This window comes from Phaeodactylibacter sp. (genome assembly GCF_040219495.1).
In the GTDB taxonomy this organism is placed as follows: Bacteria; Bacteroidota; Bacteroidia; order Chitinophagales; family Saprospiraceae; genus Phaeodactylibacter.
In genome coordinates this window covers 1-23,201 of the sequence record NZ_JAVJSK010000020.1, presented here as the reverse complement: position 1 = coordinate 23,201, position 23,201 = coordinate 1, and the positions used below count along the sequence as shown (strand labels likewise).

Sequence of the window (23,201 nt, the reverse complement as noted above, 5' to 3'; positions counted from 1 at the left end):
GGCTTAATCGTTGTACTGTTCAAAATAAAGCTGACGCCAGCGGGAAAGACAGCGGTGCTTATTCTGGTAGACTGTATTGGCCGAGCTGATCCCTAAGTGTTCAGCAGTTTCCTCAACAGTCAGCCCTTCCGTCATCAGCAGCGTCAGCACTCTGCGGCATTGCTCGCTCAGGTATTGGAACACCTGCTCCAACCGCTGCTGCCGTTGCTGCTGCTGAATAGTTGCTCCGGCAGTTTCCCACGCTTCGGCTTCATCTTCATATCGGCTGGCTTCCGCATTTCTTATGCCTTCGTCCTGCTTTTTTCCGGACAACCGGTCGTACCACCGTCTTTTGCAGATGGTCATCAACAAGCCCCCAAAGGAGCCCTGAAAGGCTGCTCCGCGCAGGCAGTACCGGTCGTAAATAGCCATGAGCGCTTCCTGGAAAAGGTCCTGAGCATCGGAGGGCGTGCCGCTGTTGTTGCACACCCACTGACGAACGGCGGGCGCAAAGGCCTCATAAATCTCCCGGATGCCCCGGTCGTCCCGTTCCCGTAATGCTTTTAGATAAGGTTGTGCGGCTGCCATGAATGGGCTTTTTGACAAGATAGTGGTTTTCAGCTAATGGGAAATCATTTTCCTTAACAAAATCTTAACATTTCAGGGCATAAGATTCTTCTTTACGTGCGGATAAGGGGATGAAAACAGACAACAATCAATTAAAAATCAGAAGTCATGAAAACGTTATTTCAAATCATCCCTATCCTTGCTTTTGCAGCCACCATCACTTTTTCCAGCTGTGATAAAGAAGAACCGGCCACTGTAGCTGGCCCTAATCCGGAAGACTTCCATCAGTTGCGGGAAGCAGCCATTCAGGCCCGCACTCAAACGGCAACTTTCCAGGCCGAAGACGGGCTTAACTTCCTATCCGAAGGGGGTGCAGAGCTCAATATCGCTCCCGGCTGCCTTACCGATGGCGACGGTGTGGCAACCGGAACCGTAGAACTGGCTTTTGTCGAACTCTATGGCCGGGGCAATATGCTGGCCACTAATAAGCCTACCATGGGTATTACAGCAACCGGAGCACTTGCCCCCCTCGTTTCCGGTGGCGAATTCTTTGTGGAGGTCACTCAAAACGGTGAAGCGTTGACGCCTGGCTGCCCCATGATGCTGCGAGTGCCTTCCAGCCTGACAGGAGGTGGAGACCCGGCTATGACCCTTTGGGAAGGGCAGATTGACGCGGACGGCGACATCGCCTGGGAAGAGGAAAAAGAAGATGCCGATGGGCAGGGCGACCGCGTATTCGTGGAAGGCGAAGGGCAGCAGGCGCAGTACTATATATCCTTCGGCGACTTTGGCTGGACCAACGTGGACCGGTTCTTCAACGACCCTCGCCCCAAAACCACTCTTCAGGTAGCGGTTCCCGATGGCTACGATGCCGATAACAGCGCCGTGTACCTGTCTTACGATGGAGAACCGAACACCCTGGCCAAGCTCGATACCTACGACAGCGCCACCGGCTACTTCTCCGAGCACTACGGGCAGATTCCGGTCGGGCTGGAAATGCACGTCATCTTTGTCACCGAGGACGCAGGTCAGTACCGCTATGCCATAAAGGGCGTGACAGTTGCCGAAAACGATATTTACAGTTTCACCATAGGCGAGACGACTACCGGTACCGAGCAAAACCTGGTGGACGCCATTGACGCACTGCCGTAGACTTGACTTGTATTTATAATCCCTGAACTTCGCTCCCGGGTAATCAGCCCGGGGGCTTTTTGCGTGTAAACGCTTATCTTTAGACTATACTGGCAAAGCGCCTCTTTAGCTTCAGACTGAAAAACCTTTCACCATGCGATGCTTACCGATTTTGCTTATTTCTATGTTATGGGGTTGTCATCTACTTGCACAGAATGAGGCCCGACAGGCTGATTTTCTAATCCGGATGAGCGGAAACAGGCTGGAAGTTCAGCCTCAGTTGCCCCCTTTGCAACAAATAGCAGGGGCACCCCCCGCTTTCTATGACTACTATTGGGAATTCGGGGACGGTCAGTTCAGCTTCGAAGAGGCCCCTGTCCATTTCTATCAGGATACCACCGAGAAGGAAGTCCTCCTGCTGGCTACCGGCAAATACGATAACGGGAAGGCACCGCGGTCGCGTAAACGGCGTACCAAACCTGATACAAAGCCAAAAAACGAGCAAATGGCATCAACCGCCCCCTCTATCAATGTCCTGGAACGGGAATCCGATTGGTTGGGGATGAAAGCCGTGCGCAATCCGAGCCCCGGAGAGGAGCTTATACTGGTGGTGTCTTACGCCAATCAAAGCCCGGTTCTTCAATCCGGTCAGCTACAACTGGCCTTCAATCAAAGGGTTTACCCCCAAACTCACTTTGAATGGGGAGAAGCCCGCACCCACTTTGGAGAGCAGCCTTTAGGCCCCTTGCTTTCGAAAAATGAACTTTCCCTTCCGGCTGAAGCATGGGCCGGAGAGACCCCTCCATCAGACTGGTACAGCTTACTACTGCCTGCTTTAAGCTCCAATCTGGCAGACGCTGCGGAACACTTCCGGGAACAGCGCCACTGGACTTTTGACGAGCTGGCGCCGGGGGAGACTCGTAATTTCTTCGTTTCCCTGCAGGTCACTGAGGCTATGCTGGCAGACACCAACGCCATTATCACCCTGCAGGCCCGCCTCACCACTGACGATGGGCGGGTCGATGAGGTGTACCCATTGGAGTTGGAAATTGTCGCCTCCCATGACCCCAACTACATCGCCGTTTCCCAAAAGCGGATGGGTTTCCGCCGGATGCGGCAAAATGATCTGACTTACAAGGTGCATTTCCAAAATACCGGCGAAGGCCCCGCCAGCCGGGTGGAAATCAAAACCGATCTTCCTCCCGGCTACGACTCTAAAAGCTTACGGGTTATTGAGACCCAACCGGCAGTCCCGAATTGCCCGGAGCCTTCGGCATCCTGGAGTTGCCTGGATACCACCTTTCAGGACGGGCAGCTGGTTTTTACGTTCCGGGACATCTATTTGCCGGGCACCCGGCAGGAAGGTGTGGGGAAGCGGGACTCGACAAAGGGTTACATCAAGTATCGGTTATCTCCGGGGAAGCAGGTGGAGAAGCGCCCCTTCAGTGCCCGGGCGGCCATTGTTTTTGATCAAAACCCACCCATTAAGACGGGTAGCGCGGCCACCCGCTTTCGGCCCGGTTGGTCGCCAGGTGTGATGGCTGGCAGAATACTGGGCCTGGGCAACGGCAATACCTGGTCGGTTGGGTTGAGTATTGCTCCTTTTAGCCCCTATCGCCTGTTTTGGCAGGGGGAGGTTTGGGCAGGTTTGCCTACGGAGTTCGAAACTACGGAGTCCAGCCGGGATACGATCCGGACCCAAACTGACCTGTTAGGGCTGCCTTTCGTTGCCACCGTAGACACCATTACTTCCCGAACCCTGGACCGGACACAACGGGAGCAGCGATTCGGGGTCGTCCCGCTTCAGTTGCGCTACAATTTCTCGGACTGGCTGGCTGGAGGTACCGGGCTGTTGCTGGAAATCACCTACCGGGAGCAAATCACCAACCGGCAAGAGCAACGAACGGTGCAAGTGTACGATCCGGACGGGCAATTCATACAGGACTTCTCTCAAACTTTCGATCCGGTCATGCAATCGTTCGACCTTTCTTCCTTCAACTACAGCGGCAGCTGGTTTGCAGAATTGCAGATTGGAAAAGTCCGCAAGGGGCCGGCACTGGGGTTGCGGGGCGTGCTCCCCTTTGATGGGCGACCGGCCTACGGGCTCGCCTTTTTGCATTGGCGGTTTTAAACACTTAGCTTTAGGGAAAAAGGGCAATGGTGAAAAGGGGCTGCGTGTTAGGAATGTTACTTTTGCTCAGTGCGGGCGTGGCAGCACAAGACAGCCTTTCGTACTGGCAGGACCGTACCTGGTTTTTTTCCGAACCACTCCAACCCGACAGCCTTACTTTTTACTACAACCGGATCGCTTCCCACCAACGCAATACTGACGATCTGGAGGGCTTCCTTTATACTTACTGGGACTGGCAGGCCGCCCATTTTGATGAACCGGAGATTGCGCTGGCATTGCTGGATACCGCCGTGCAGCAAATTTGGCGAAAGCCCAAAATACCCACCGAAATGGAAGCCCTGCTTTGGGTGGAAGTCAACCGCGGCTTCCACCGGTTTCAACTGGGGCGGGTTACCGGTGCGGTCCGTGCCTACGAGCGTGCCCTGGGGCTTTACGAAGCCCACCGTTTTGAAGGATTTGAAGCCCTGGACTACCTCTACCTGCCACTTGGTGCCCATTACACCCGACTGGGGGATAACGAGAAAGCCCGCACCCTCTACGAAGAGGCAATTGCTGCATTTTCCAATGAGGCAGACGCCGGCACCCTGGCCGGGCTGTACAACAACATCGGGCTAACCTACTGGAATGCAGGATTACAGGGCGGAGCTATTGCGGCTTATGAAAAAGGCCTGGCACTGGAAGGGCTACCCCCTGAACAAGCCGGGTTGCTCTATCTTTCTGCGGGTCGCAGCTACCGTGCGTTAGAGCAACAGGAACAAGCCATGGTTTTCGCCGAAAAGGCATTGTCAATGCTGGAGCCATTGCAGCAGTCGGGCCATCCACCCGAAGGGCTGCAGGATTACCTTTCCGGTGCTTACCTTTTAAAAGGGCAGCTCATGAGTACATCAGAAGCCGGGCTGACCGCTCTGCCTATTCTGGAAAAAGCCCGGAGCTATGCCCTGGAAGCCCGGTCAACCCGCTACCATCGTACCATCGCTAAAGTAGAAGTAGCGATAGGGGAGGCGTGGCTGAGGGCGCAGCAGCCCGGGCAAGCTCTGGAGGCTTACCATGCTGCCCTCTGCAGTTTGTTCCCTAATCTGCCGGAAGCGGATGCCTTCGCACTACCGGATACCGCACAGCTGTACGGCGAAAATACGATTTATGAAGCCTTGGCAGGCAAAGCAAATGCCTGGTGGAGGCAGTACAGGAAAAGTCGGGACCTTAACCTCCTTGAGGCGGCACTGCAATCGCATCAACTGGCCAGTCGGGCAGAATGGCAGCTACGGCAATGGCTGCAGTATGAGTCTTCCAAAATCACGCTGTTGTCGCAGAGCCGTTCCCGGGTCGGCCGGGCGATTGAGGTTGCGCGGGAATTGTATGAGCGGACTGGCGATGAGCAATACCTGCATACCGCCTGGGCGTTTTCCGGTCAGGTGAAAGCTGCCGTACTGCTGGATGCGGTACGCCGCAACCACCGCACAAGCCCCTCCGGACAGGCCCTCCGGCAGCAGCTGGCTTATTTTGAACGGCAGCTGCTGCTCCACCCGCAGCACGATAACCACCTGGCCTGGCTGAAGGAGCGCGATGATTTACAGGAAAAACTACAGGCGGCCTTTGCCGAATCGGGACAGAATGGGAGTTGGGCCCGCACATTGGCATATCGATCAGGTGCAGTTGAAGCCGCAGCGAAGCATTCCGCTGTGGTGGTGGAGTACTTTGTCGGGGACCGCACAGTGGAGATCTTCGCGCAGATGCCGGGGCAGGAAGCCGTTTGGGTACAATTGCCTGACGCAAGCCATTTGCAAAATAAAGTGGTGGCGTTTCAGCAATTGGTGCAGTCGCGGCAGGCGCTGGAAAACTCTGGAGCCTATCCGGAGCTTGCGTTTGCATTGTACGAGTCGCTCCTGGGAACCATCTTGGAAAAGGTCCCAGGGCGGTTGCTGATTGTGCCTGATGCCTGGCTGTCTGCCTTGCCCTTTGAGGCTTTGTATACACAACCGGGCGATAGCCGCTGGTCTACAGCGCCCTTTCTGGTACAGCAGACGGATCTCCATTATGCTTTTTCTTTGCGGGTGCTGGAACAACAACAGCAGTTGCACGTCCGCGCCCCTGAAGGCTTGCTACACTTCTCCCCCCGGTTTGCAGCGGGCGAGCGGGGGCTGCCGCCCCTGCTCAGCAGCGGTACGGAAATTCCGGCCTCCTGGAAGAAAACCACTTACACAGGGCCTAATGCCGATTGGGCTCAGCTACAACAGTATGCAGGGCAATACCGTATCCTGCACCTGTCTACACATGGTACCGCAGCAGACAGCCTCCCGCGCATAGAGTGCTACGACCGGGCGGCTTACCTGCCAGACATTTATGCCTTGCCTTTGAATGCAGAGCTGGTCGTGCTTAGCGCTTGTGAGACGGGCCTTGGTACCTTTGAAGAAGGCGAGGGCGTTATGAGTTTGTCCCGTGCTTTTACCTATGCAGGCAGCCGCGGATTGGTGGCGAGCCTTTGGGCGATCAATGAATCGGCTACCGGGCATCTGCTGAGCCAAATGTACGGGTATTTGGAGGAGGGTAGGAATAAAGGGCTGGCACTCGCGCAGGCGAAACGGGCTTATTTGGCCGATGGGCAGGTACCTGCTTTCCGGAAGTCGCCTTACTATTGGGCAGGGATGGTATATGTTGGGGAAGCAGGAGCTTTGCAGTATCCACCCGAAAAACGGTTAGCCTACCGGTACGGAGTATGGGGCGGACTGGGTCTCTTAACTTTGCTGTTTCTTATTTTCTGGCTAAAGCAAAAGCCCTCATCAACCCATAGGTAGATGAGGGCTTCTGTGGACTTAGAGCAGGGCGAGATTTGGTAAGAGCAGTCCGAAGTGTAAAATCCCGAAGCTCCTAATCCACCCGCTCAAAAACAAGCGCGCCCCCGGCAGCACCAAGAGCAGTGTACTCTAGAGTGGTGGCATTCGCTGTGATGAGCACATTGCACTGTGCGTCATACTCGTCTTTTTCGATAAAGCAAAAACCATTGGGAGTTGTGCCAGTGACGGCGCAGGCTTCAGACTGGCAGCCGGGGTCCGCTTCGATGCTGACCGTGTAGGTCAGGCGCTGATTGTTGTAGTGGCGCATCTGATCGCCTTCGATGATGATTTCGTAGCCTTCATCGGTTGTTGAGCGCCAGCCACCCTGCATCATCGCCATGGGGTCCGGATTGGGAGCACTGAGCGATAACTCACTAATGAATGGCTTGGCATTACGCACAGCAGGGGCATCGCTGCTGATATTCACTTCGCCAAAGAGCTCAGTTGAGGTTGTTGCGTCAGCATCGGGCTCAAACCGGATGCTGAATCCTTTGCCTTCCAGCTGGCCGCCGTTCCAGTTGTTGACGTAGCCGCCATAATCCCACCCAAAGCCATAAATGTCAAAGGGTTTACCGTTCAGGCGTTGCACTTCTTCCATTGACGTACCGATGGATATGCCATCATCGGTCTTCCAGTCGGTCTGCCGGTTTTCACCGTAGATGCTGACAAAAGAAGGGCGGTCGGTGCCCATAAAAGGGTCCCAGTAAAGGTAAACCCGGTTTTCAGGCGTGTTTTTGAAAAGCACCACACCTTGCTCAAAGATGCCTTCACCCAGATAGACACTGTCTTTTTGTGCCAGGTCACCGTAGGCTTGCAGCACATCTGCTTCGGTAGCCTGTTTCAAATCGACAAGCCCTACGCGCTCACCTGGCAGAATGGTGTAGTCGAGCCGCGGATCAGTTGGGGTTGAGGTAGCGGTAGTGTCCTGCGTGTCCGTTCCCGGGTTGCCGGAGGCTCCCGATTGACAGTTGGTAAGTAGGAAGGCGAGCAGCCCGCCAAATAAGAAGATCTGTAATTGGTTTTTCATAGGTATTCAATTTGAAAGGTGATACTACGGCGTGGTAGAGCATGTTGAACCTTTGTTCTTCTAGTCGGAAACCAGCAATTTTTGGTCAGACGAGACTCGAAAACCGGAGACCTCTCCCGATTTTTGAATTCAAAAAGCGGGAAGGGTTTCCGGGACGAAGTATAAGCTGAAAATTACAGTTTACAGACCGATTGTTAAAGTCCCAAGACGCTCTAAAGCTAAGCCGCACCCAAAAATACACCACCTTGTCTTTGAGAACCCTATTTGTGCTGCTTAAATTTTTCCAGCAATTCGGGAGCAAGGTTACCCGTGCCATACATCCCATCTTCTTCGATGAGGGTGCCGTTATCGTTGCTCTTGGTGGAGATCAGGAAGAGTGTAGACCGGGTATTTGGGCTGCTATCTGCGCCTTCGAAGTGGAAAACCTGTTCGACCTTAAAGTCGTTAGCAGTAAAGCCTTTGTCGAGGTCTTTACAGTAAATCTGGTCGTGCTTCAGGCTGAAGTCGTGGATGTATCCTTTCTTTTTCAAGGTTTGAGTGGCTTCAACCAGGTTGTCGAAATGTTGCATTAACTTTTCTATTCAACTCTGACAGGCAGTGGCATGTTCAGATTAATTCAGGGCATCTATATAAATGGCTTTGAGGTAGGCCCCTTCCGGAAAACCGATAGGGTGGTCGATATCGTGGTAGGTACGGTCGCTTTCGCGGAAATGCCGGGGGTGCCCGTCGAGTACTCGCAGAACCGCCTCAAAAAAATCAGGCGCGGTGACCCGACTGGAGCAGGAGGCAAGCAACAACAAGCCTTTGGGCGCAAGGATATCGGCGGCTAACTGAGCGAGTTGCTGATAGGCCTCAAGAGCGCGGCTTCGCTCACTGCGCTGCTTGGCAAAGGAAGGCGGGTCTACAATGATGAGGTCAAATTGAGCACCTGCCTTTTTCAGTTGGGTCATTTGTTCAAAAGCATCACCGGCCAGTACCCGGTGGCGCCCCTCAAGTTGGTTGAGGGCCACGTTTTTAGCGGCCATCTCCAGGGCTTGTGCGCTAATGTCAAGGCTGGTAACGGATAAAGCGCCACCTGCCAAAGCGTGCACCGAAAAGCCGCCGGCGTAAGCAAAGACATCCAGCACGGTTTTCCCTTGTGCCAGTTCCCCGACGCGCTTGCGGTTGTGCCGATGGTCTAGGAAGTAGCCTGTTTTATGGCCTTTTACCACATTAGCAGAGAACCTTAGCCCGTGCTCCCGAAAAATCACTTCCTCCTGTGGCAGTGTCCCCACGATGACCTGCCCGTCGGACAGCCCGTGGCAAAGCTCTGGTAAGGCTTGAAGATTGCGGCTCAGGCGCAGGACTACCGTGGCGCATCGGCTCAGCTGCAGCAGGGGTGGGAGTACCCACTTCAGATAGGGTAGCCATATAAAGGAGTACAGCTTGATCACCAGCACCTGATCATATACATCGGCAACGAAGCCCGGCAGTCCGTCATTCTCCCCGTAGAGTAAGCGGTAGCTGTTGGTGTCGGTAGCAAGCAGGGGCTTGCGCTTTTCGAAGGCTTGTGCAATTTTGCCGGCAAACCAAGAGGCCTCAATTTTGGCAGGTTTTCCAAACTGCAGTGCCTTGATCCGGATAGGGGAGTGGGGGTCATAAAACCCTGCCGCGAGGAATTTGTCCTTCTTGCGGTCGAAGATGATCGCCAGGCTGCCGGCTTCCCCCGTAGCATTTTGCTTAGCGATAGCCTCTTCGAAGATCCAGGGGTGCTCCCGGCGGAGGGCACGCTCGGCAGCGGGCTTCACGTGGATAGCCAGGCGCTTGCCAGGAGGAGCAGGTAGGTTGGCGAATGTTTCCATGCTACAAAGGTAAAAACTGGCAGCTGCTTTTGGGCAACGCTGATTTCTTAACAATTTTAAGACCTGGGCCAGGCTTTCTGTTAGTAGGGTATTAAATTGCATGGCTTTCCGTTAACCCTCCGTTAAAGATCAGCACGGTATGCGTAAAGCCCTTATATTTGAAGTGTAATCAAAAAAGAAAAACCATGAAAAAGCAACTGCTCGCATTAACCCTCGCCCTGTCCTTCGGACTTAGCTTGTCTGCACAATCTGCTGACCAGAACCCGCGGGCACAGTTGGCTCACGAAGCATACCAAACAGAAAACCCCACTGACCACGCCAACACTATGGGTGTGACGATGGATCAGACCTACGAAGCCTACGACCCTATCCTGATAAAAGAAGCACGCCGCCAGGAACGCCGCGACTTCCGCCGGCAGCTCCGCCTCGAACGGGCGCGCCGCCCACAGGTGATTGTGCCCCGCCGCCCCTGGGGCTGGAACCGCTGGTAAATTCCGGTAAACCTTCTGAAATTAACAAAACGAAACAGGTGTATGCCAGATCCTTCGAACAATCTGGCATACACCCCACACCAAAACACAATCTACATGAAACCCTTCCTCCCTCTTTTGTTCCTAGCCATCCTCATTGGGACTTCCTGCAACCGTAAAGTACAGCGTATCGAAACCGATACGACAGTAGACCTTAGCGGCCGCTGGAATGATACTGATGCCCGCCTGACAGCCGCCGAGCTGGTCTCCGAAATTATGGGGCAGCCCTGGCTGGAGCGCCACAAACGCAACAACGGTGGCGAAGAGCCGGTGGTTATCGTCGGTATGGTAGAGAACAAATCCCATGAACATATCGAAGCGGAGGTCTTTACCAAGGAGCTTGAAAAAGCCTTCGTGAAAAGTGGCCGGGTACGCCTGGTGCAGGGCGGTACCAAGCGCGAGCAAATCCGCCGTGAGCGGGCCGATCAGCAAAATAACGCCTCCCAGTCTACCATGAAAAGCTGGGGGCTGGAAGTTGGTGCTGACTACATGATGCAAGGCTCCATCAATTCTATTATGGATGCTTACAAGCGCAAGAAGGTCATCTACTACCAAATTGATATGATCCTTACCAATATGGAGACCAACGAGGTCGTCTGGATCGGCGATAAGAAGATCAAGAAGTTTGTGAAAAATTAACAGAAGGACTGAAATCTGTTAATTGGGGCGCTCCTCTTCCGGAGGAGTGCCCTGTTTCCCTGCTTTTCTCGCCCCAACCCGACACCCATGAAATACCTTTACCTACTGTCATTATTGGCTTTGGCCGGTGGGCTGACCTCTTGCGCTTCCTTTGAGCGCTACCGGGTGCTGTACAACGACCGCATCGAGACCGGGAACTTCGAAGAGGCAACCCGCCTAATCGAAAACAAGCGATTCTATAAGAAAGACCGCAACGAGGTGCTGCGTTACCTGGAGCTGGGCGCCCTGGCCCGTATGCAGGGTGATCTGGAAAAGAGCAACGAATACCTTAATAAAGCGGACTACCTGATTGAAGACCGCAGTGCTTCACTGGGCGCTCAGGGTCTGGCCGTGATGAGCAATCAAAGGGTGCTGCCTTACCGGACCGAGTATTTTGAGAATATCGCGGTGCACTACCTCAAGAGCCTTAACTATCTACAGCTGAATGACGTATCTGCTGCACGGGTAGAAGCCCGGCGGACAAACATCCGCCTGCAGGAGTTGAACGATGCAGTGCCGGATAAACCCTTGAAATACCACGACGATGTGCTGGGTCACATTACGATGGGGCTAAGCTACGAAATGAATGGGGAGTGGAATAACGCTTTTATCGCCTTCCGCAATGCGGCAGAGTTGTTCCTGGAGGAGGACAAGGAGCAGCCTTACATGGGGGTCCGTATGCCTGAACAGCTCAAGTGCGACCTGGTAGGCATGGCTGACCGTCTCGGCTTTGCAAACGAAGCCTCCCGCTACCGTCGCCTGTTCAATCCGCGTTGTAAAGAAGATGCAGGCGAAGGCGGTAGTCTTGTCTTGTTTTGGGAAAACGGACAAGGGCCTATCAAGGAAGAAAATATCATTGGCTTTGATGTCGTGCGCCGGGGCGACCGCTCCCAAGTGCGTTTTGTCAATAACCGCATGGGCATGGAGTACGATTTTGGACAAGACGTCTACAACGAGTACAACGGCTTTGAAGGCATCAACAACATCCGTCTGGCTTTGCCTGCCTTCCGCCCGCGCCAGTATCCTTTGCACCGGGCCGACATTAAATACCCGGGAGGATTGCAACGTATGGAAATGCTCGAAGACCTCAATGTGGTAGCCGAGCAGTCCCTTCGCGACCGCTTTGGGCGGGAGCTGGCGACCGCCCTTATCCGGCTGGCGGCCAAAGAAGCGGTAGAGGCCGGGCTGCGTTCTATTAAAACCAAGAAAAAAGACGACGACGAAGAGGGGGAGGGTAGTGAGGAAGAAAAGAAGCAAGCCAAAAAAGAGGAAGCTAAGGAAGAAGAATACGATGAAACCCTGGGCCTCATTCTGGGTACGACTATGAGCCTCGTCAATGCCGCTACCGAGCGGGCTGATATCCGGTCCTGGCAGACCCTGCCTGCGGAAATCTACTATCAGCGTGTGCCGCTGAAGCGGGGCTTTAATGAAATCCGGGTTACCTTTTATAATCAATACAATCAACGCCTGGACGAGCACCGCCTGCGCATCAATGGTGATGGCGGACTGGTGGTCAGGCATGTCATTACACCCGATAGCCGTGTGGTTCAGCCGGCTACATCACAAAATCAAAAAACTATACAGCCATGAGAACGATACTACTGACTTGCATTATGGCCCTGATGGCCACCGTTGCTTTCGGGCAAGACAAAATGGATGTCATTTACCTTAAAAACGGGCAGGTGATCAAGGGCTCAATCATCAAGCCAATGGACGCGGATGGCGTGCAGATTATGACCACCGAAAGTGATGTGTATACCTTTTCTCCGGATGAGGTGCGCCGTATCGTCCGGGAGGAAGTCCCACATGACAACCTCAAAAATAAAATCATCGTCCACGATGGCGAAGGCTTTACCAATATTACTACCCTGGGGTACGGCTTTGGTATAGGAACAATAGGGGATGAACGCTCTATGGACAACGACGAGGATTACTTTGCCATACATACGGTGAATGGGTATCATCTCAACCGGAACATCAGCCTGGGCGTGGGCGTAGGCGTGGAATGGTACGGCAATTACGAGCTTGTGCCCCTCTACGCTGACGTACGCTACTACCCGAGCTTAACTGAGTGGGCACCGTTTTTCTACGGTGACCTGGGCTACGGTCTTGGCTTTTTGGATGAAGCTACGGATGGGGGTATTCTCTTTGGGCTCGGCGGGGGGATTCAGCGCTCTGTCAATTCCAATATGGCTTATGTGGCCTCCTTCGGCTACCGCTATCAGGAGAATACACTGGGGACGCTGAATGCCGATGGGCACTTTCTACAGTTTAGCGTAGGGCTGAAGTTCTAAAACTTCTTATCTTCAGCCCCATGGGGCTACTCCAGAATATATCACTGCAATGGGATCTGTGGATCGGTAAATACCGGGCATTTTTTGTCACAGAGGCCCAAGACCGGGAAGCTTGCGAGCAACTGTTGAATTACGATGGTAACCGCAAGCTTCCCGTGTCCGGGCAGTGGGTGGCCTGCCAGGATACCCGCCGTGGGGAAATCATTGCCTGCCTGGTACTGAGTGATGCTGAAGACCGCGCCGCAGCAACAGCGGATGCCTTCGGCTACGTGGAGGCCGGGTATATGCCCCGGCTTGCAGTAATTACGCACCTGTCCTTCGATAGTACTTATCTCAATACGCCAGCGGTACCAGTATTATTAAGCCACTGCTTTGTGGAAGTGTTAAAGGCAGATGGGCTGGCGCTGCTGATGCACTGTGACCCGGGGCATTACTCTATCTACAAACGATTGGGGATGCGCCCCATCGGGCCCCTGCAAATGGGGGAGGGGGGCGATTACCAAATCCCTATGATTGGGCTGCCGGATATGGAATACCTTTCCGTGATTCACTCGCCCATGCTGCCTATGCTGCGCGGGGTTTCCTTTGACCGTTATCAGGATATTTGCGATTGGTACTATCAGGTGGTTCGTGAGCATAAAGAATTGCAGACCGGTACAGCCTTTTATCCGGAAGACGATCAGGACTTTCAGGGGCACCATGCTATTACGGAAGGGCTGAGCGAGGACGGGAAAGCGGCTTTTCTGAAAGATGCCATGATCATTACCTGCCGGCAAGACGAGGTGCTGTTTGCTGAGAATGACACCGGGAAGTCTATCGGTTACGTGCGCAAAGGGCTACTGCGGGTGGAAATCGGCGGCCAAACGGTGGTGATGCTGGGCGAAGGGGACCTGTTTGGCGAGATTGCCTACATTCTCAATACCAAACGTACGGCTAAGATTGTCTCCGCGAGTCCGGAGACAGAGGTAGTCCTCTTTCAGGAGAAGGCTATTGACCTTTTGGTCAAAGAATCGGACCGTACGGTGATTTGGCGCAACCTTGCGAAAGTGCTGGCCCAGCGGGTAGTGGTGACCAGTAAATTGCTGAAGTAAGCCTATTTGACTTCTTCCACCTTATAGATGAAGTAATTGGTGTCGCCCTGCCAGGGCATCGCTTTATACTTTTCGCGGTAGTGGAGCTTGATTTGTTTACCCTCATAATTTTGCAGTTCCCGATAGACTTCATCTTCCCAGACAGAGAATTCCCAGACATTGCCGGAAACCCCATCTGCTGCATTCTGTTGGAAACCGCCGAGGTTAAGCTGCCCTTCGTACGTTTTTAAAACCACGCCCTTGTGAGAGATTTTAATCAGTGTGCCGGCACGGGTGCCGGTACTGTAGGTCCAGTTGCAGACCCACAGGTAGCCTGCTCCCCCGATGATAGCCAGGGTGAGGATGATGAGGAAGAAACGCTTGATCCAGTTGCCCACGGTGCCTGCCCCTTCTTTGATGACTTGCTTGAATTCGCTCATAGTCGTTTTGCTTTGAGTACAATATTGCAGAAAGTTGGCGGTATTATCAACTATCGTTTGCTCCAAACATGCACTAAGGATTAAAAAAAACGCCTGGAAACCAACGGTTGGGTGTCCAGGCGTCTTTTCTGAGAGGTGCTTTACCTACGGCTTTCTATACTGACTCTTCAGCAGCTCCGGGTGGGCTTTGACGAACTTCTCGATCTTAGGCATGGAAACCCCGACCACGTAGGGCTGATTAGGGTTGTGCACGATGTAGTCCTGATGATAACCTTCGGCCGTGTAGAACGTCCCGAGCGGGCTCAGTTTGGTGACAATCGGCTTGTCGTATTTGCCAGATGCACCGAGCTTTTCTACGAAGGCTGCCGCCTGCTCTTTTTCATGGGTATTGGCATAGAAAATAGCAGACCGGTATTGTGGGCCAACGTCGGGACCCTGCCGGTTGAGCTGTGTGGGGTTGTGACCGGAGAAAAAGGCGGTGAGTAGCTCCTCATAGCTGACTACGGTAGAGTCGTAATAGACAATTACAGACTCTGCATAGTCTGTCATGCCAGAGGCCACCTTTTTGTAAGTGGGGTCAGGTGTTGTACCGCCTGCGTACCCCGAGATGGCCTCCTCTACGCCCTCAACGCGCTCGAATACCGCTTCGACACACCAAAAACAGCCACCAGCAAATACCGCTTTGGATAAATCTTGGTAAGGCGCATCAATTTCACTGACAGGAACGACACCTTCAGGATAATCTACTTTTGAGCTTTTTTCAGCCATGCTGTCACCGGTCTTCTGCGAATTGGCGCAACTCAACACAAGGGTGCTCATAGCCAGGAAAAGAAATATGCGTTTCATTTTTTTATTTTGGTAACAGGAAATCCGGGTGTTTTGTTAACCGAAATACCTGCTCAATAGCGGGGGGGCGACAACTCGGCTGTTACTCCACCATTTTTACGGAGTTGAGGTGGCCATATCGGTCATACTCCCTGATTGGGTTCGCAGGATCGGTGATCCATTCACCATCAATAATAAACTTGTAAAGGTGCTTCCCTCCAGTCAGCGGAAGGCTCACTACCCAGGATTTGCCCTCGCGGTGCATGCGCAGGGCTCCCCCTTCCCAATTCGTAAAAGACCCGGCGAGCCTGACTTCTGCGGCCTCATCAAAGCCCGACAGTCGAAACTGAACCTCCCGCCTGATCTCATAGACAGAGTTCAGGGTTGCATATTGGTTCTTCACGGTTTTGGGGTTATTGGGGTCATGCATCCACGTTCCATCGACGATGAATTTGTACTCATACCGGCCGGCATCAAGGTCCAGGCAGGTTTCCCAACCACCGTCTACTTTTTGCATGGTGAATGCTGATTCATTCCAGGCATTGAAATTGCCACTCAGTACGACATCCTCTGCATCGGGGTAGCCGGGCAGGAAAAAACAATCGCTGGCAGAGGAATCCGGGCGGACAGTGTAGAGCTCCATATTATACACCGGTCTCCAAAAAGAACCCACATGGGTGGTTTTACCTTTGTTACGAATCTCTTCAGAAGGCTCAGCCCAATATTTGCCATTAACGACAAACTTAAATTCCCACCGGAAGTCATCATCGAAGGCCTCAATGCGCTTTCGGAGCTGATAGCGGCCTTCTCCGACCTTATTCATCCGCCATCCATCTGTAGACCAGTTATTGAAGTCGCCGGCTACGGCAACAGACTCCACGTCAATATCTTCAAAATCGGTTCGCCAAAAGGCACCGTGGCGGGTAGCTTCCCGGAAGTATTGTATATCGAACTCAAAAACCACATCATCGCCTTCAAAAAAGTAGGCATGATAAGGCACTTGCCCTGTCAGCCACAGCTGCAGAATGCTCCATAAACAGAGCGTCAGGTATAATCGTACGGTTTTCATTCCTGTTAGGGTTGGTACCATTGAAAGAAGTACATTTTTTTCTTTTTATAGTTGATCAGAGTGCGGCGGACACACAAAAATTCGTACCCGATGAGCCCGTCGAGCCTGGTACGGTAGGCCCGGTTGAAGGTATGCATATTGGTCAGTAAGGTACGCATGCCTGAGCATCTTTGTTGCCCGGACCGGAACCGGTAGAGCTTGCCGGCAATTACTTCCAGCTCTTCTTCACCAGACATGCCGGTAAGGTGGGTGCGCTGACTGATCTTAAAGTGATCGAGTATGTCTCTCTTGACCCGGTTGTGCAGTAGATTGAGCTCCGCTCCGGAATCCAGTCCCAGCTTTAGTTTCTCCCCCGCTACTTCACCGCTGATCACTAGAAAATGCTGATCCCGCGTCACACTCAGGCTGTCGGTCGGTTGCTCGTAAAAGGCCAGGGTGTCTAAACGGTTGCCCTTCCTGTCGAGGGTGGTAAGGGTGAGCTGTTTGAGCTGGAAATCGATCATCAGCTCGAAATTTTCTACTACATTATAGCCTAAAAGGCCCAGCAGGCGGATATTTTTTTTACGCTCAATGTGGTTGAGGTCGATGATGTCGGCCTCCAGGCGCGGGTACTGAAGGGCATCAATGGCTAAATCGCGTATCGTTGCTGCCCGGAGATCTTCCACTTCCCCGGTCATCCCAATACCGGTCAGACCTTGTATGGTTTGGCCGCCTTCGTAGTGGCGCGCATTTAGTATCAGTTTGCTTGAGCCGGTGTCAAGGATGAAGTTGCCAGACTGCCCTGCGACTTCTGCCTGTACAATAATAAGGTGGCCGGCCAGTTTAAAGGGGATCCTGATCGTAAGGGGCGAGAGCTGCTCTGCATTCGGGAATTGAGGAGGGGCTACATGCCTTTGCCCAAGTACCGGATAAGGAGAGGTTGATGCATTTCCTGTAGCCGGCAAGGCTGCAAGCGCCATCGCTAGTAGGAACAGTCGGGATAACATAGTGTGTGGTGGTGATTTCTACCTAAAAGATGCGCAAGATTTCAATAAGCTGCATCTGACTTCTACGAAATCCGGCAAATTCCCGACAAGGCTGTAGAGGAGAGCAAAGGGCAAAAAAAAACTGCCCGACTAATCGGGCAGCACCATACTACTGCATACTGAAAGCACAACTTTAATGCCCTAAGTGCTTTTCTTGATGGTTCTTTATGATAAAGGCTGAGTAGCCAATACTAATGATCAAAAACAAGGCACAGTTGCTGTACATTCCGTACAAATAACAGCCCAGACCAGATACAACTGCAATCAGGCTAAGTAAAAAGAGCCAAACGTCTGCTTTTAGTGCCATGAGCTTTTTTTATTTTAATACTTACCAGATTGAAACCGATCTGATAGATATCAACGTTGGTAGCTTTACTATTAGACAAATGGTTTTTAGTTGTGTTCGTGAAAAGGTGAATTTTTTTCAAGCTTTCCTTATCCTCCGGAAGACACCTTGATCATCATAATGCTGTCGGGTTTGGAGTTTGCGTAAGATAGAGGAGCGTTCCATATAGGATGTTGCCGGGCATTTAGCTTTTACTTTAGGCTTGCTGCCGCGCAGATTAGGAGGTTTATAGAATATTTCAGGCTATTAGATGTGGAAGTAAAGCTATTTTATTAATTTAGATGTCGGAATAGCGGGCAGAGGCTCGAAAAAGAGTTGTCCTTCAAATCCGGAAAATAATTTAACGTTAATGCTGCAAGTGAATGTAAATCTGGACATCAACGAGAAGCTGTTTATTAAGAACCCTCAGGAGACTGCTCTGGGGCGCCGTATTATTGAATATTCCGTTGTTTTAATTGACGAAGTGGGTTTTGATAATTTTACCTTCCGTAAGCTGGCGGACCGGATACACTCTACGGAAGCATCCATCTACCGCTATTTTGAAAATAAGCACTATCTCTTTATTTATCTGGTAAACTGGTACTGGGAATGGATGCGCTTCCGGGTGACTTTCTTCACTATGAATATCCCCGCTCCGGAGGACAAATTGAAGTCTGCGTTGCGGGCGATAGTTGATACTTCCCGGAAAAGTACAAGTGTCGATTTTATTGATACGGAAGTGCTTCACCGCATTGTGGTCACGGAAGGCCCAAAGGCTTACCATAAGAAAAATGTAGACGAGGAAAACGACTATGGCTTTTTTCTGGCGTATAAAATGCTCTGCGCTAAAATTGCAGATATTATTAAAGAAATAAAGCCATCCTATCCTTTTCCCCGGGCACTTGGGAGTATGTTACTCGAGTCTGCGAACAACAACATTTACTTTGCTGAGCATTTACCCCGCCTGACGGATATCAAATTTGAGGCGGACTACCTGGACAGAGTCGTTGAAATGCTTTATTCTTTTGCTTTCGGGTGTATTCAATCAGAGGTTACAGGGCAACCGGAAGAAGGTTAAGAGCTTGGTGGGGTTTTACACTTCGGACTGCTTCTGCCAAATTCCGCCCTGTTATTCTGCCGAGTAGATAATAATATGCTATATAGTCGCGCCTATAGTAGAATAAATTTTGGCGACGTTCGAGCCTAAAGCAAAGTCCCAACACATTATTAGCCCCGTACCGTGTCAGGATGCTTGTTTTTACTCACGAGTCCGTATATCACGCCAATCAGCAATAACACGGAAGCGATGATCAAGGTGGTTTGGAGTATCCCCCCTTCTGCCTGCCGGGCATAGATCCCATAAAAAGCCCACAGCAATACACCATTATATAGGAGATCCCTGAAACGGGTGGCGAAAAACAATCCGGCAATTGTAGCAACCCCAACCATTACCGCCGCCCAGGTTGTTTCGGAAAAAGGGCCTCCCTGCCAGCCTGAGTCCACCAATACTGCCGTTGTGTTCGCAATCGTAGCAACAGAAATCCACCCCAGGTAAAGCTGAAAAGGCACTTTGGCAGCCCAATTGGCTGATAAGTCAAAAGGCTTTACGTGGATGTAAATTTTTATCAAACTAAAGAGCAGGACTAACATCAGGGCTAGGGCGATCAGTGTTAGCTGATAATGCCAGGCCAGGATCCAACTCGCATTGGCCAGGCAGGAAATAAAGAACCATACGCCAATCGCCTCCGTAACCGGTCGGGCCTTCCGGAAGAATTGGAAAATGATAAACCCGAGCAGCGCAAGATAGATCACGCCCCATATACCGAATGTAAAACCCGCCGGGACAAAACGGTTGGGGTAAAGTGCGGACAGCTCTCCGGTGGTCATACCATTTATAGGTAATGCATTCGCAAGTACATTTAAGGTAATGACCAAAATAAAACCCAGTAGATTCAAAGATCGGATTGCAATGATTGACATTTTGGTTTTTTTTAAGGGTTAATCGTTTGTTTTTTTTTAAAACAATTGAGGAGGCGGGGAAGTTGGCAAACGAAGGCGCGCATCAGGGATAGCAATGCTTTCATTTTTTTCTGAAAAAATCGTATCGAACTTCCTGTAAATACCCCATCGGATTAGTCAGATAAATTCCAAATACCCATCGAACTGAATTTAACTTTTATTGTTGATAGTAAAACTTTAAAAAAATAACAATTGTCCACTTTATGAAAGAACAATGGAATGCTGACAACAGCTTAATGGGCAATGCTTCGAGCCCTCAGTCACAAGAATCCAAACCAGAATCTAACACTTTGTCCAACCGTATTGCTGTGGCATACGGAGATGGCATCGGTCCGGAAATCATGCGCGCGACCCTCGACATTCTCGAGGCTTCCGGCGCCGGACTGGAATACGAAGAAGTAAAGATTGGCAAGGAAATGTACCTCAGCGGGCACCAATCCGGAATTGCTCCTGATGCCTGGGATATCCTTCGCCGCAACCGGGTATTTTTGAAAGGCCCGATCACAACACCACAGGGCGGTGGTTACAAAAGCCTTAATGTAACGATCCGCAAGACGCTGGGCCTTTTTGCCAACGTTCGGCCCTGCCGGGCTTTCACCCCCTACGTGGATAGCAATTTCCCGGATATGGACCTTATCGTCGTCCGGGAAAACGAAGAAGACCTGTATGCAGGCATTGAGCACCAACAAACCTCTGAGGTTATTCAGTGCCTGAAGTTGGTTTCCCGCCCCGGCTGTGAACGGGTAATCCGCTACGCTTTTGAGTACGCCCGTGCCAACGGCCGTAAGAAGGTCACCTGCATGAGCAAGGACAACATCATGAAGCATACCGATGGGTTGTTCCATAGTGTGTTTAATGAAGTAGCCAAAGAGTACCCGGAGATTGAAAACGAACACCATATTATAGATATCGGCTCTGCCCTGCTCGCCGACCGTCCGGAGCAATTTGATGTCATCGTAACGCTCAACCTTTACGGAGACATCGTTTCTGATATTACGGCTCAGGTGGCGGGTTCAGTTGGCCTTGGTGGCTCTGCGAATATTGGCGACCCCATTTCTATGTTTGAAGCCATCCACGGTTCTGCTCCTGATATTGCAGGTAAAGGGATTGCAAACCCTTCCGGTTTGATTCATGCAGCCTGTATGATGCTTGCTCACATCGGCAAGAATGACATCGCAGTGCGGATTCAGAATGCACTTCTGTGTACCCTTGAAGATGGTATTCACACCGGCGATTTGTACAGCGAGGCTTACACTCGTCAGCGTGTGGGCACGAAAGACTTCGCTAAGGCTGTCATCGAACGCCTTGGCCGGGTGCCCAAGCACCTGAAAGAAGTTGAGCAGTCCGCTGCACAAAAACCAATCGAAGTCAAAATCAAGCCATTCGTTCCAGCGAATAAGAAATTGGTTGGTGTGGATGTGTTCATCGACTGGGCAGTAGGAGACCGGGACCCTGACGTACTGGGCAAAGCGCTGGAAGAGATAGCCAAGGATGATTTTAAGCTCAAGATGATCACCAACCGGGGGGTCAAGGTTTATCCAAACGGCTTTCCTGAGACGTTCTGCACCGATCATTGGCGATGCCGGTTTATCGCAGCAGCTGATGGTGGAACAGAAGCAGGCGGGAAACCCCGTATAGAAGCTGTGACGTATGAGCAGATTACAGGGCTCCTGCAGCGGCTAACCGTCGAGGGGCTCAACTTTATCAAGATTGAAAACCTCTACGAGATCAACGGAGCGCGGGCATATTCCCTCGGGCAAGGAGAATAAAGAAGATTAGATTCATCGTATCTAGTCGCAAAAGCGGAAGCCGGGCACTTGTGGCCTGGCTTCTCTACTTTTATAGCCTGCCAGGTCAGTATTCATATATCTGGGGTTGGCAGACTATATATAAAGGTGTCCCTGAAAAACCTCCACTGCAGGGCCACATAACCATATATTATGGAATCTGCTGCCCTGCTTCTCTAAGCGGACATCCAACTGCCCGCCTTTAGTTTGTATCGTAACCGTCTGCCCGGATGCTGTTGCTGGCTCACTTTGGATTAAATAAGCAATAGCTGCTGCCGTGACGCCTGTGCCGCAGGAAAGGGTTTCTGCTTCCACTCCTCTTTCGTAAGTGTTGACCTTGAGCGGGAGATTCTGGGCTGCGGAAACGAAATTCACGTTGGTACCTTGCCCGGCAAACCGGTCACCGTACCGTATGCGCTTCCCTTCTGCTTCCACGTCAAGGCCATCCAGGTTGTCGACAAACTGCACATAGTGCGGCGATCCGGTATCCAGAAAGAAGTAGTCTATGCCTTGCTCTACGTGCTCAACATCTGTCATTTCTATTTCGATCCATCCATCTTTATGCGGGCTCAACCTGCCACGGTGCGGCCCATCCGGGGCATAAAAATAGTACTCTTTTTGGTCAAGCCCCAATGTTCGGGCGAAGGCAATAGTACATCTTGCGCCATTACCACACATTGACCCACGACGCCCATCTGCATTGAAGTAATCCATCTCAAAATCATACCCTGTCTTTGACTGAAGGAGAATCAGACCATCAGCCCCAATGCCAAAACGGCGGTCACAAAGCTGCTGAATTATAGCTGTTTCGCTCCCATCCAGAAACTTCCGGGTCAGTTGGTTGATCATGATGAAGTCGTTGCCCGTACCCTGGAATTTGGAAAATTGGATGCGCTTCATCGTTCCTGAGGCGTTGAGGTTGTACTGCTATCGATCACAGGCTGTTCTTTGGCCTGCTCGGGATCTTCCAGCCCAAAAGGCACACCAAGGGAGTGATGCCGGTAAGCGGCAAAGGCAGAGAGTAAAACAATGACGGCTGCACCGATGAGGGAAATGCGCCACCCCCAGATATTACCGATGTATTCTCCATCAAAAGGGTCTTTTTTTTCGGGTTTTTCTGACATTTTTGTTGCTTTTGAAGAACAAAGATAAGAGATAGATTATCTGGATCTCAATATTTCAATCTGCTGTCAGGACTTTTTTTACAGCATGAGGTTTCCGATCCGTTATGCTACACACTGACAACCAGTATATTTAGGATTCTGTCCTAATATCAGAATGCGAATTCTCCCGTCTTTATGTTCGCAATGTTGCTTTTGGATGTAAAATATTATTATCTTTACCCCCGCTGTAAAGGGCATATGGAGGTTGCACCTTATATTTAGTACGCTTTCACTTATTCCTCTTATGTTCAGCTTCTTGATAAGACGACCAGATACCTACAAAACATAAGTCATCATTAATACTGATGGTTTTACTATTTAACGACCTTTTTTTTAACCTAATTTTTTTCTAAACAAATCGTGATCTTATGGAAAAAACGAAATTTACATTCGTTTCTCCATCTCAGCTACTGAGCACACTGGCGTTCGCGCTGTTGACTTTCCTGGGCCTACCACAGGCTTTTGCACA

21 protein-coding genes are annotated in these 23,201 nt (G+C 51.5%); 10 read left to right on the top strand and 11 right to left on the bottom strand.

Annotated elements, in window-relative coordinates:
* Positions 1-3: 3 nt before the first annotated feature.
* On the bottom strand, positions 4-567 hold the full coding sequence (locus RIC19_RS03615; protein WP_350176923.1) for an RNA polymerase sigma factor: 564 nt from the start codon (positions 565-567) through the stop codon (positions 4-6).
* A gap of 147 nt (positions 568-714) precedes the next feature.
* On the opposite strand from RIC19_RS03615, the gene RIC19_RS03610 reads away from it, so the two are divergent.
* From RIC19_RS03610 to RIC19_RS03600, 3 genes are all read left to right on the top strand, one after another.
* Positions 715-1,698: a hypothetical protein gene (locus RIC19_RS03610; protein ID WP_350176922.1), complete on the top strand. Its 984-nt coding sequence runs from the start codon at positions 715-717 to the stop codon at positions 1,696-1,698.
* 133 nt (positions 1,699-1,831) lie between these two features.
* Positions 1,832-3,808, top strand: a complete 1,977-nt coding sequence (locus tag RIC19_RS03605; RefSeq protein WP_350176921.1) for a DUF7849 domain-containing protein — start codon at positions 1,832-1,834, stop codon at positions 3,806-3,808.
* A gap of 53 nt (positions 3,809-3,861) precedes the next feature.
* On the top strand, positions 3,862-6,600 hold the full coding sequence (locus RIC19_RS03600) for a CHAT domain-containing protein (RefSeq protein WP_350176972.1): 2,739 nt from the start codon (positions 3,862-3,864) through the stop codon (positions 6,598-6,600).
* A 73-nt stretch (positions 6,601-6,673) separates the two neighbouring features.
* On the opposite strand, the gene RIC19_RS03595 is transcribed toward RIC19_RS03600, so the two are convergent.
* From RIC19_RS03595 to RIC19_RS03585, 3 genes are all read right to left on the bottom strand, one after another.
* Entirely contained in the window at positions 6,674-7,666 is a 993-nt protein-coding gene (locus tag RIC19_RS03595; RefSeq protein ID WP_350176920.1) for a hypothetical protein, read from the bottom strand.
* Between the two features lie 260 nt (positions 7,667-7,926).
* A complete protein-coding gene (locus RIC19_RS03590; protein WP_350176919.1) occupies positions 7,927-8,196 on the bottom strand; it encodes a hypothetical protein in 270 nt (89 codons plus the stop codon).
* A gap of 81 nt (positions 8,197-8,277) precedes the next feature.
* Positions 8,278-9,507 (bottom strand): class I SAM-dependent rRNA methyltransferase, encoded by a 1,230-nt coding sequence (locus tag RIC19_RS03585; protein ID WP_350176918.1) that lies wholly within the window; start codon positions 9,505-9,507, stop codon positions 8,278-8,280.
* 185 nt (positions 9,508-9,692) lie between these two features.
* Between RIC19_RS03585 and RIC19_RS03580 the strand changes: the two genes are divergently transcribed.
* The 5 genes from RIC19_RS03580 to RIC19_RS03560 all read left to right on the top strand — a co-directional run bounded on the left by RIC19_RS03580 (position 9,693) and on the right by RIC19_RS03560 (position 14,100).
* Entirely contained in the window at positions 9,693-9,998 is a 306-nt protein-coding gene (locus tag RIC19_RS03580; RefSeq protein ID WP_350176917.1) for a hypothetical protein, read from the top strand.
* A 96-nt stretch (positions 9,999-10,094) separates the two neighbouring features.
* Entirely contained in the window at positions 10,095-10,676 is a 582-nt protein-coding gene (locus RIC19_RS03575; protein ID WP_350176916.1) for a penicillin-binding protein activator LpoB, read from the top strand.
* A gap of 87 nt (positions 10,677-10,763) precedes the next feature.
* Positions 10,764-12,305: a COG3014 family protein gene (locus RIC19_RS03570; RefSeq protein ID WP_350176915.1), complete on the top strand. Its 1,542-nt coding sequence runs from the start codon at positions 10,764-10,766 to the stop codon at positions 12,303-12,305.
* A complete protein-coding gene (locus tag RIC19_RS03565; RefSeq protein WP_350176914.1) occupies positions 12,302-13,009 on the top strand; it encodes a hypothetical protein in 708 nt (235 codons plus the stop codon). Before RIC19_RS03570 ends, RIC19_RS03565 begins: the two co-directional genes overlap by 4 nt.
* A 20-nt stretch (positions 13,010-13,029) precedes the next feature.
* Positions 13,030-14,100, top strand: coding sequence for a Crp/Fnr family transcriptional regulator (locus tag RIC19_RS03560; RefSeq protein ID WP_350176912.1), 1,071 nt, complete (start codon positions 13,030-13,032; stop codon positions 14,098-14,100).
* Positions 14,101-14,102: 2 nt separating this feature from the next.
* On the opposite strand, the gene RIC19_RS03555 is transcribed toward RIC19_RS03560, so the two are convergent.
* From RIC19_RS03555 to RIC19_RS03540, 4 genes are all read right to left on the bottom strand, one after another.
* Positions 14,103-14,519, bottom strand: coding sequence for a DUF8785 domain-containing protein (locus RIC19_RS03555; protein ID WP_350176910.1), 417 nt, complete (start codon positions 14,517-14,519; stop codon positions 14,103-14,105).
* A gap of 144 nt (positions 14,520-14,663) precedes the next feature.
* A complete protein-coding gene (msrA, locus tag RIC19_RS03550; RefSeq protein WP_350176908.1) occupies positions 14,664-15,365 on the bottom strand; it encodes a peptide-methionine (S)-S-oxide reductase MsrA in 702 nt (233 codons plus the stop codon).
* Between the two features lie 82 nt (positions 15,366-15,447).
* Positions 15,448-16,413 carry an early set domain-containing protein gene (locus RIC19_RS03545; RefSeq protein ID WP_350176906.1) on the bottom strand — a complete coding sequence of 322 codons (966 nt, stop codon included), beginning with the start codon at positions 16,411-16,413 and terminating at the stop codon, positions 15,448-15,450.
* A 5-nt stretch (positions 16,414-16,418) separates the two neighbouring features.
* The gene (locus tag RIC19_RS03540; protein WP_350176904.1) at positions 16,419-17,399 is read right to left on the bottom strand and encodes an aspartyl protease family protein; all 981 of its coding nucleotides are present in this window, start codon (positions 17,397-17,399) and stop codon (positions 16,419-16,421) included.
* Between the two features lie 734 nt (positions 17,400-18,133).
* Here RIC19_RS03540 and RIC19_RS03535 point away from each other — a divergent pair.
* Positions 18,134-18,841: a TetR/AcrR family transcriptional regulator gene (locus tag RIC19_RS03535; protein WP_350176902.1), complete on the top strand. Its 708-nt coding sequence runs from the start codon at positions 18,134-18,136 to the stop codon at positions 18,839-18,841.
* Between the two features lie 149 nt (positions 18,842-18,990).
* Here the strand turns inward: RIC19_RS03535 and RIC19_RS03530 are convergent, their stop codons facing one another.
* Positions 18,991-19,743, bottom strand: a complete 753-nt coding sequence (locus RIC19_RS03530) for a TspO-related membrane protein (protein WP_350176900.1) — start codon at positions 19,741-19,743, stop codon at positions 18,991-18,993.
* Positions 19,744-20,018: 275 nt separating this feature from the next.
* Between RIC19_RS03530 and RIC19_RS03525 the strand changes: the two genes are divergently transcribed.
* Positions 20,019-21,551: an NADP-dependent isocitrate dehydrogenase gene (locus RIC19_RS03525; RefSeq protein WP_502930821.1), complete on the top strand. Its 1,533-nt coding sequence runs from the start codon at positions 20,019-20,021 to the stop codon at positions 21,549-21,551.
* A gap of 114 nt (positions 21,552-21,665) precedes the next feature.
* On the opposite strand, the gene dapF is transcribed toward RIC19_RS03525, so the two are convergent.
* Positions 21,666-22,469 carry a diaminopimelate epimerase gene (dapF, locus tag RIC19_RS03520; protein WP_350176896.1) on the bottom strand — a complete coding sequence of 268 codons (804 nt, stop codon included), beginning with the start codon at positions 22,467-22,469 and terminating at the stop codon, positions 21,666-21,668.
* Positions 22,466-22,693, bottom strand: coding sequence for a hypothetical protein (locus RIC19_RS03515; RefSeq protein WP_350176894.1), 228 nt, complete (start codon positions 22,691-22,693; stop codon positions 22,466-22,468). Before RIC19_RS03515 ends, dapF begins: the two co-directional genes overlap by 4 nt.
* Positions 22,694-23,201: the final 508 nt, after the last annotated feature.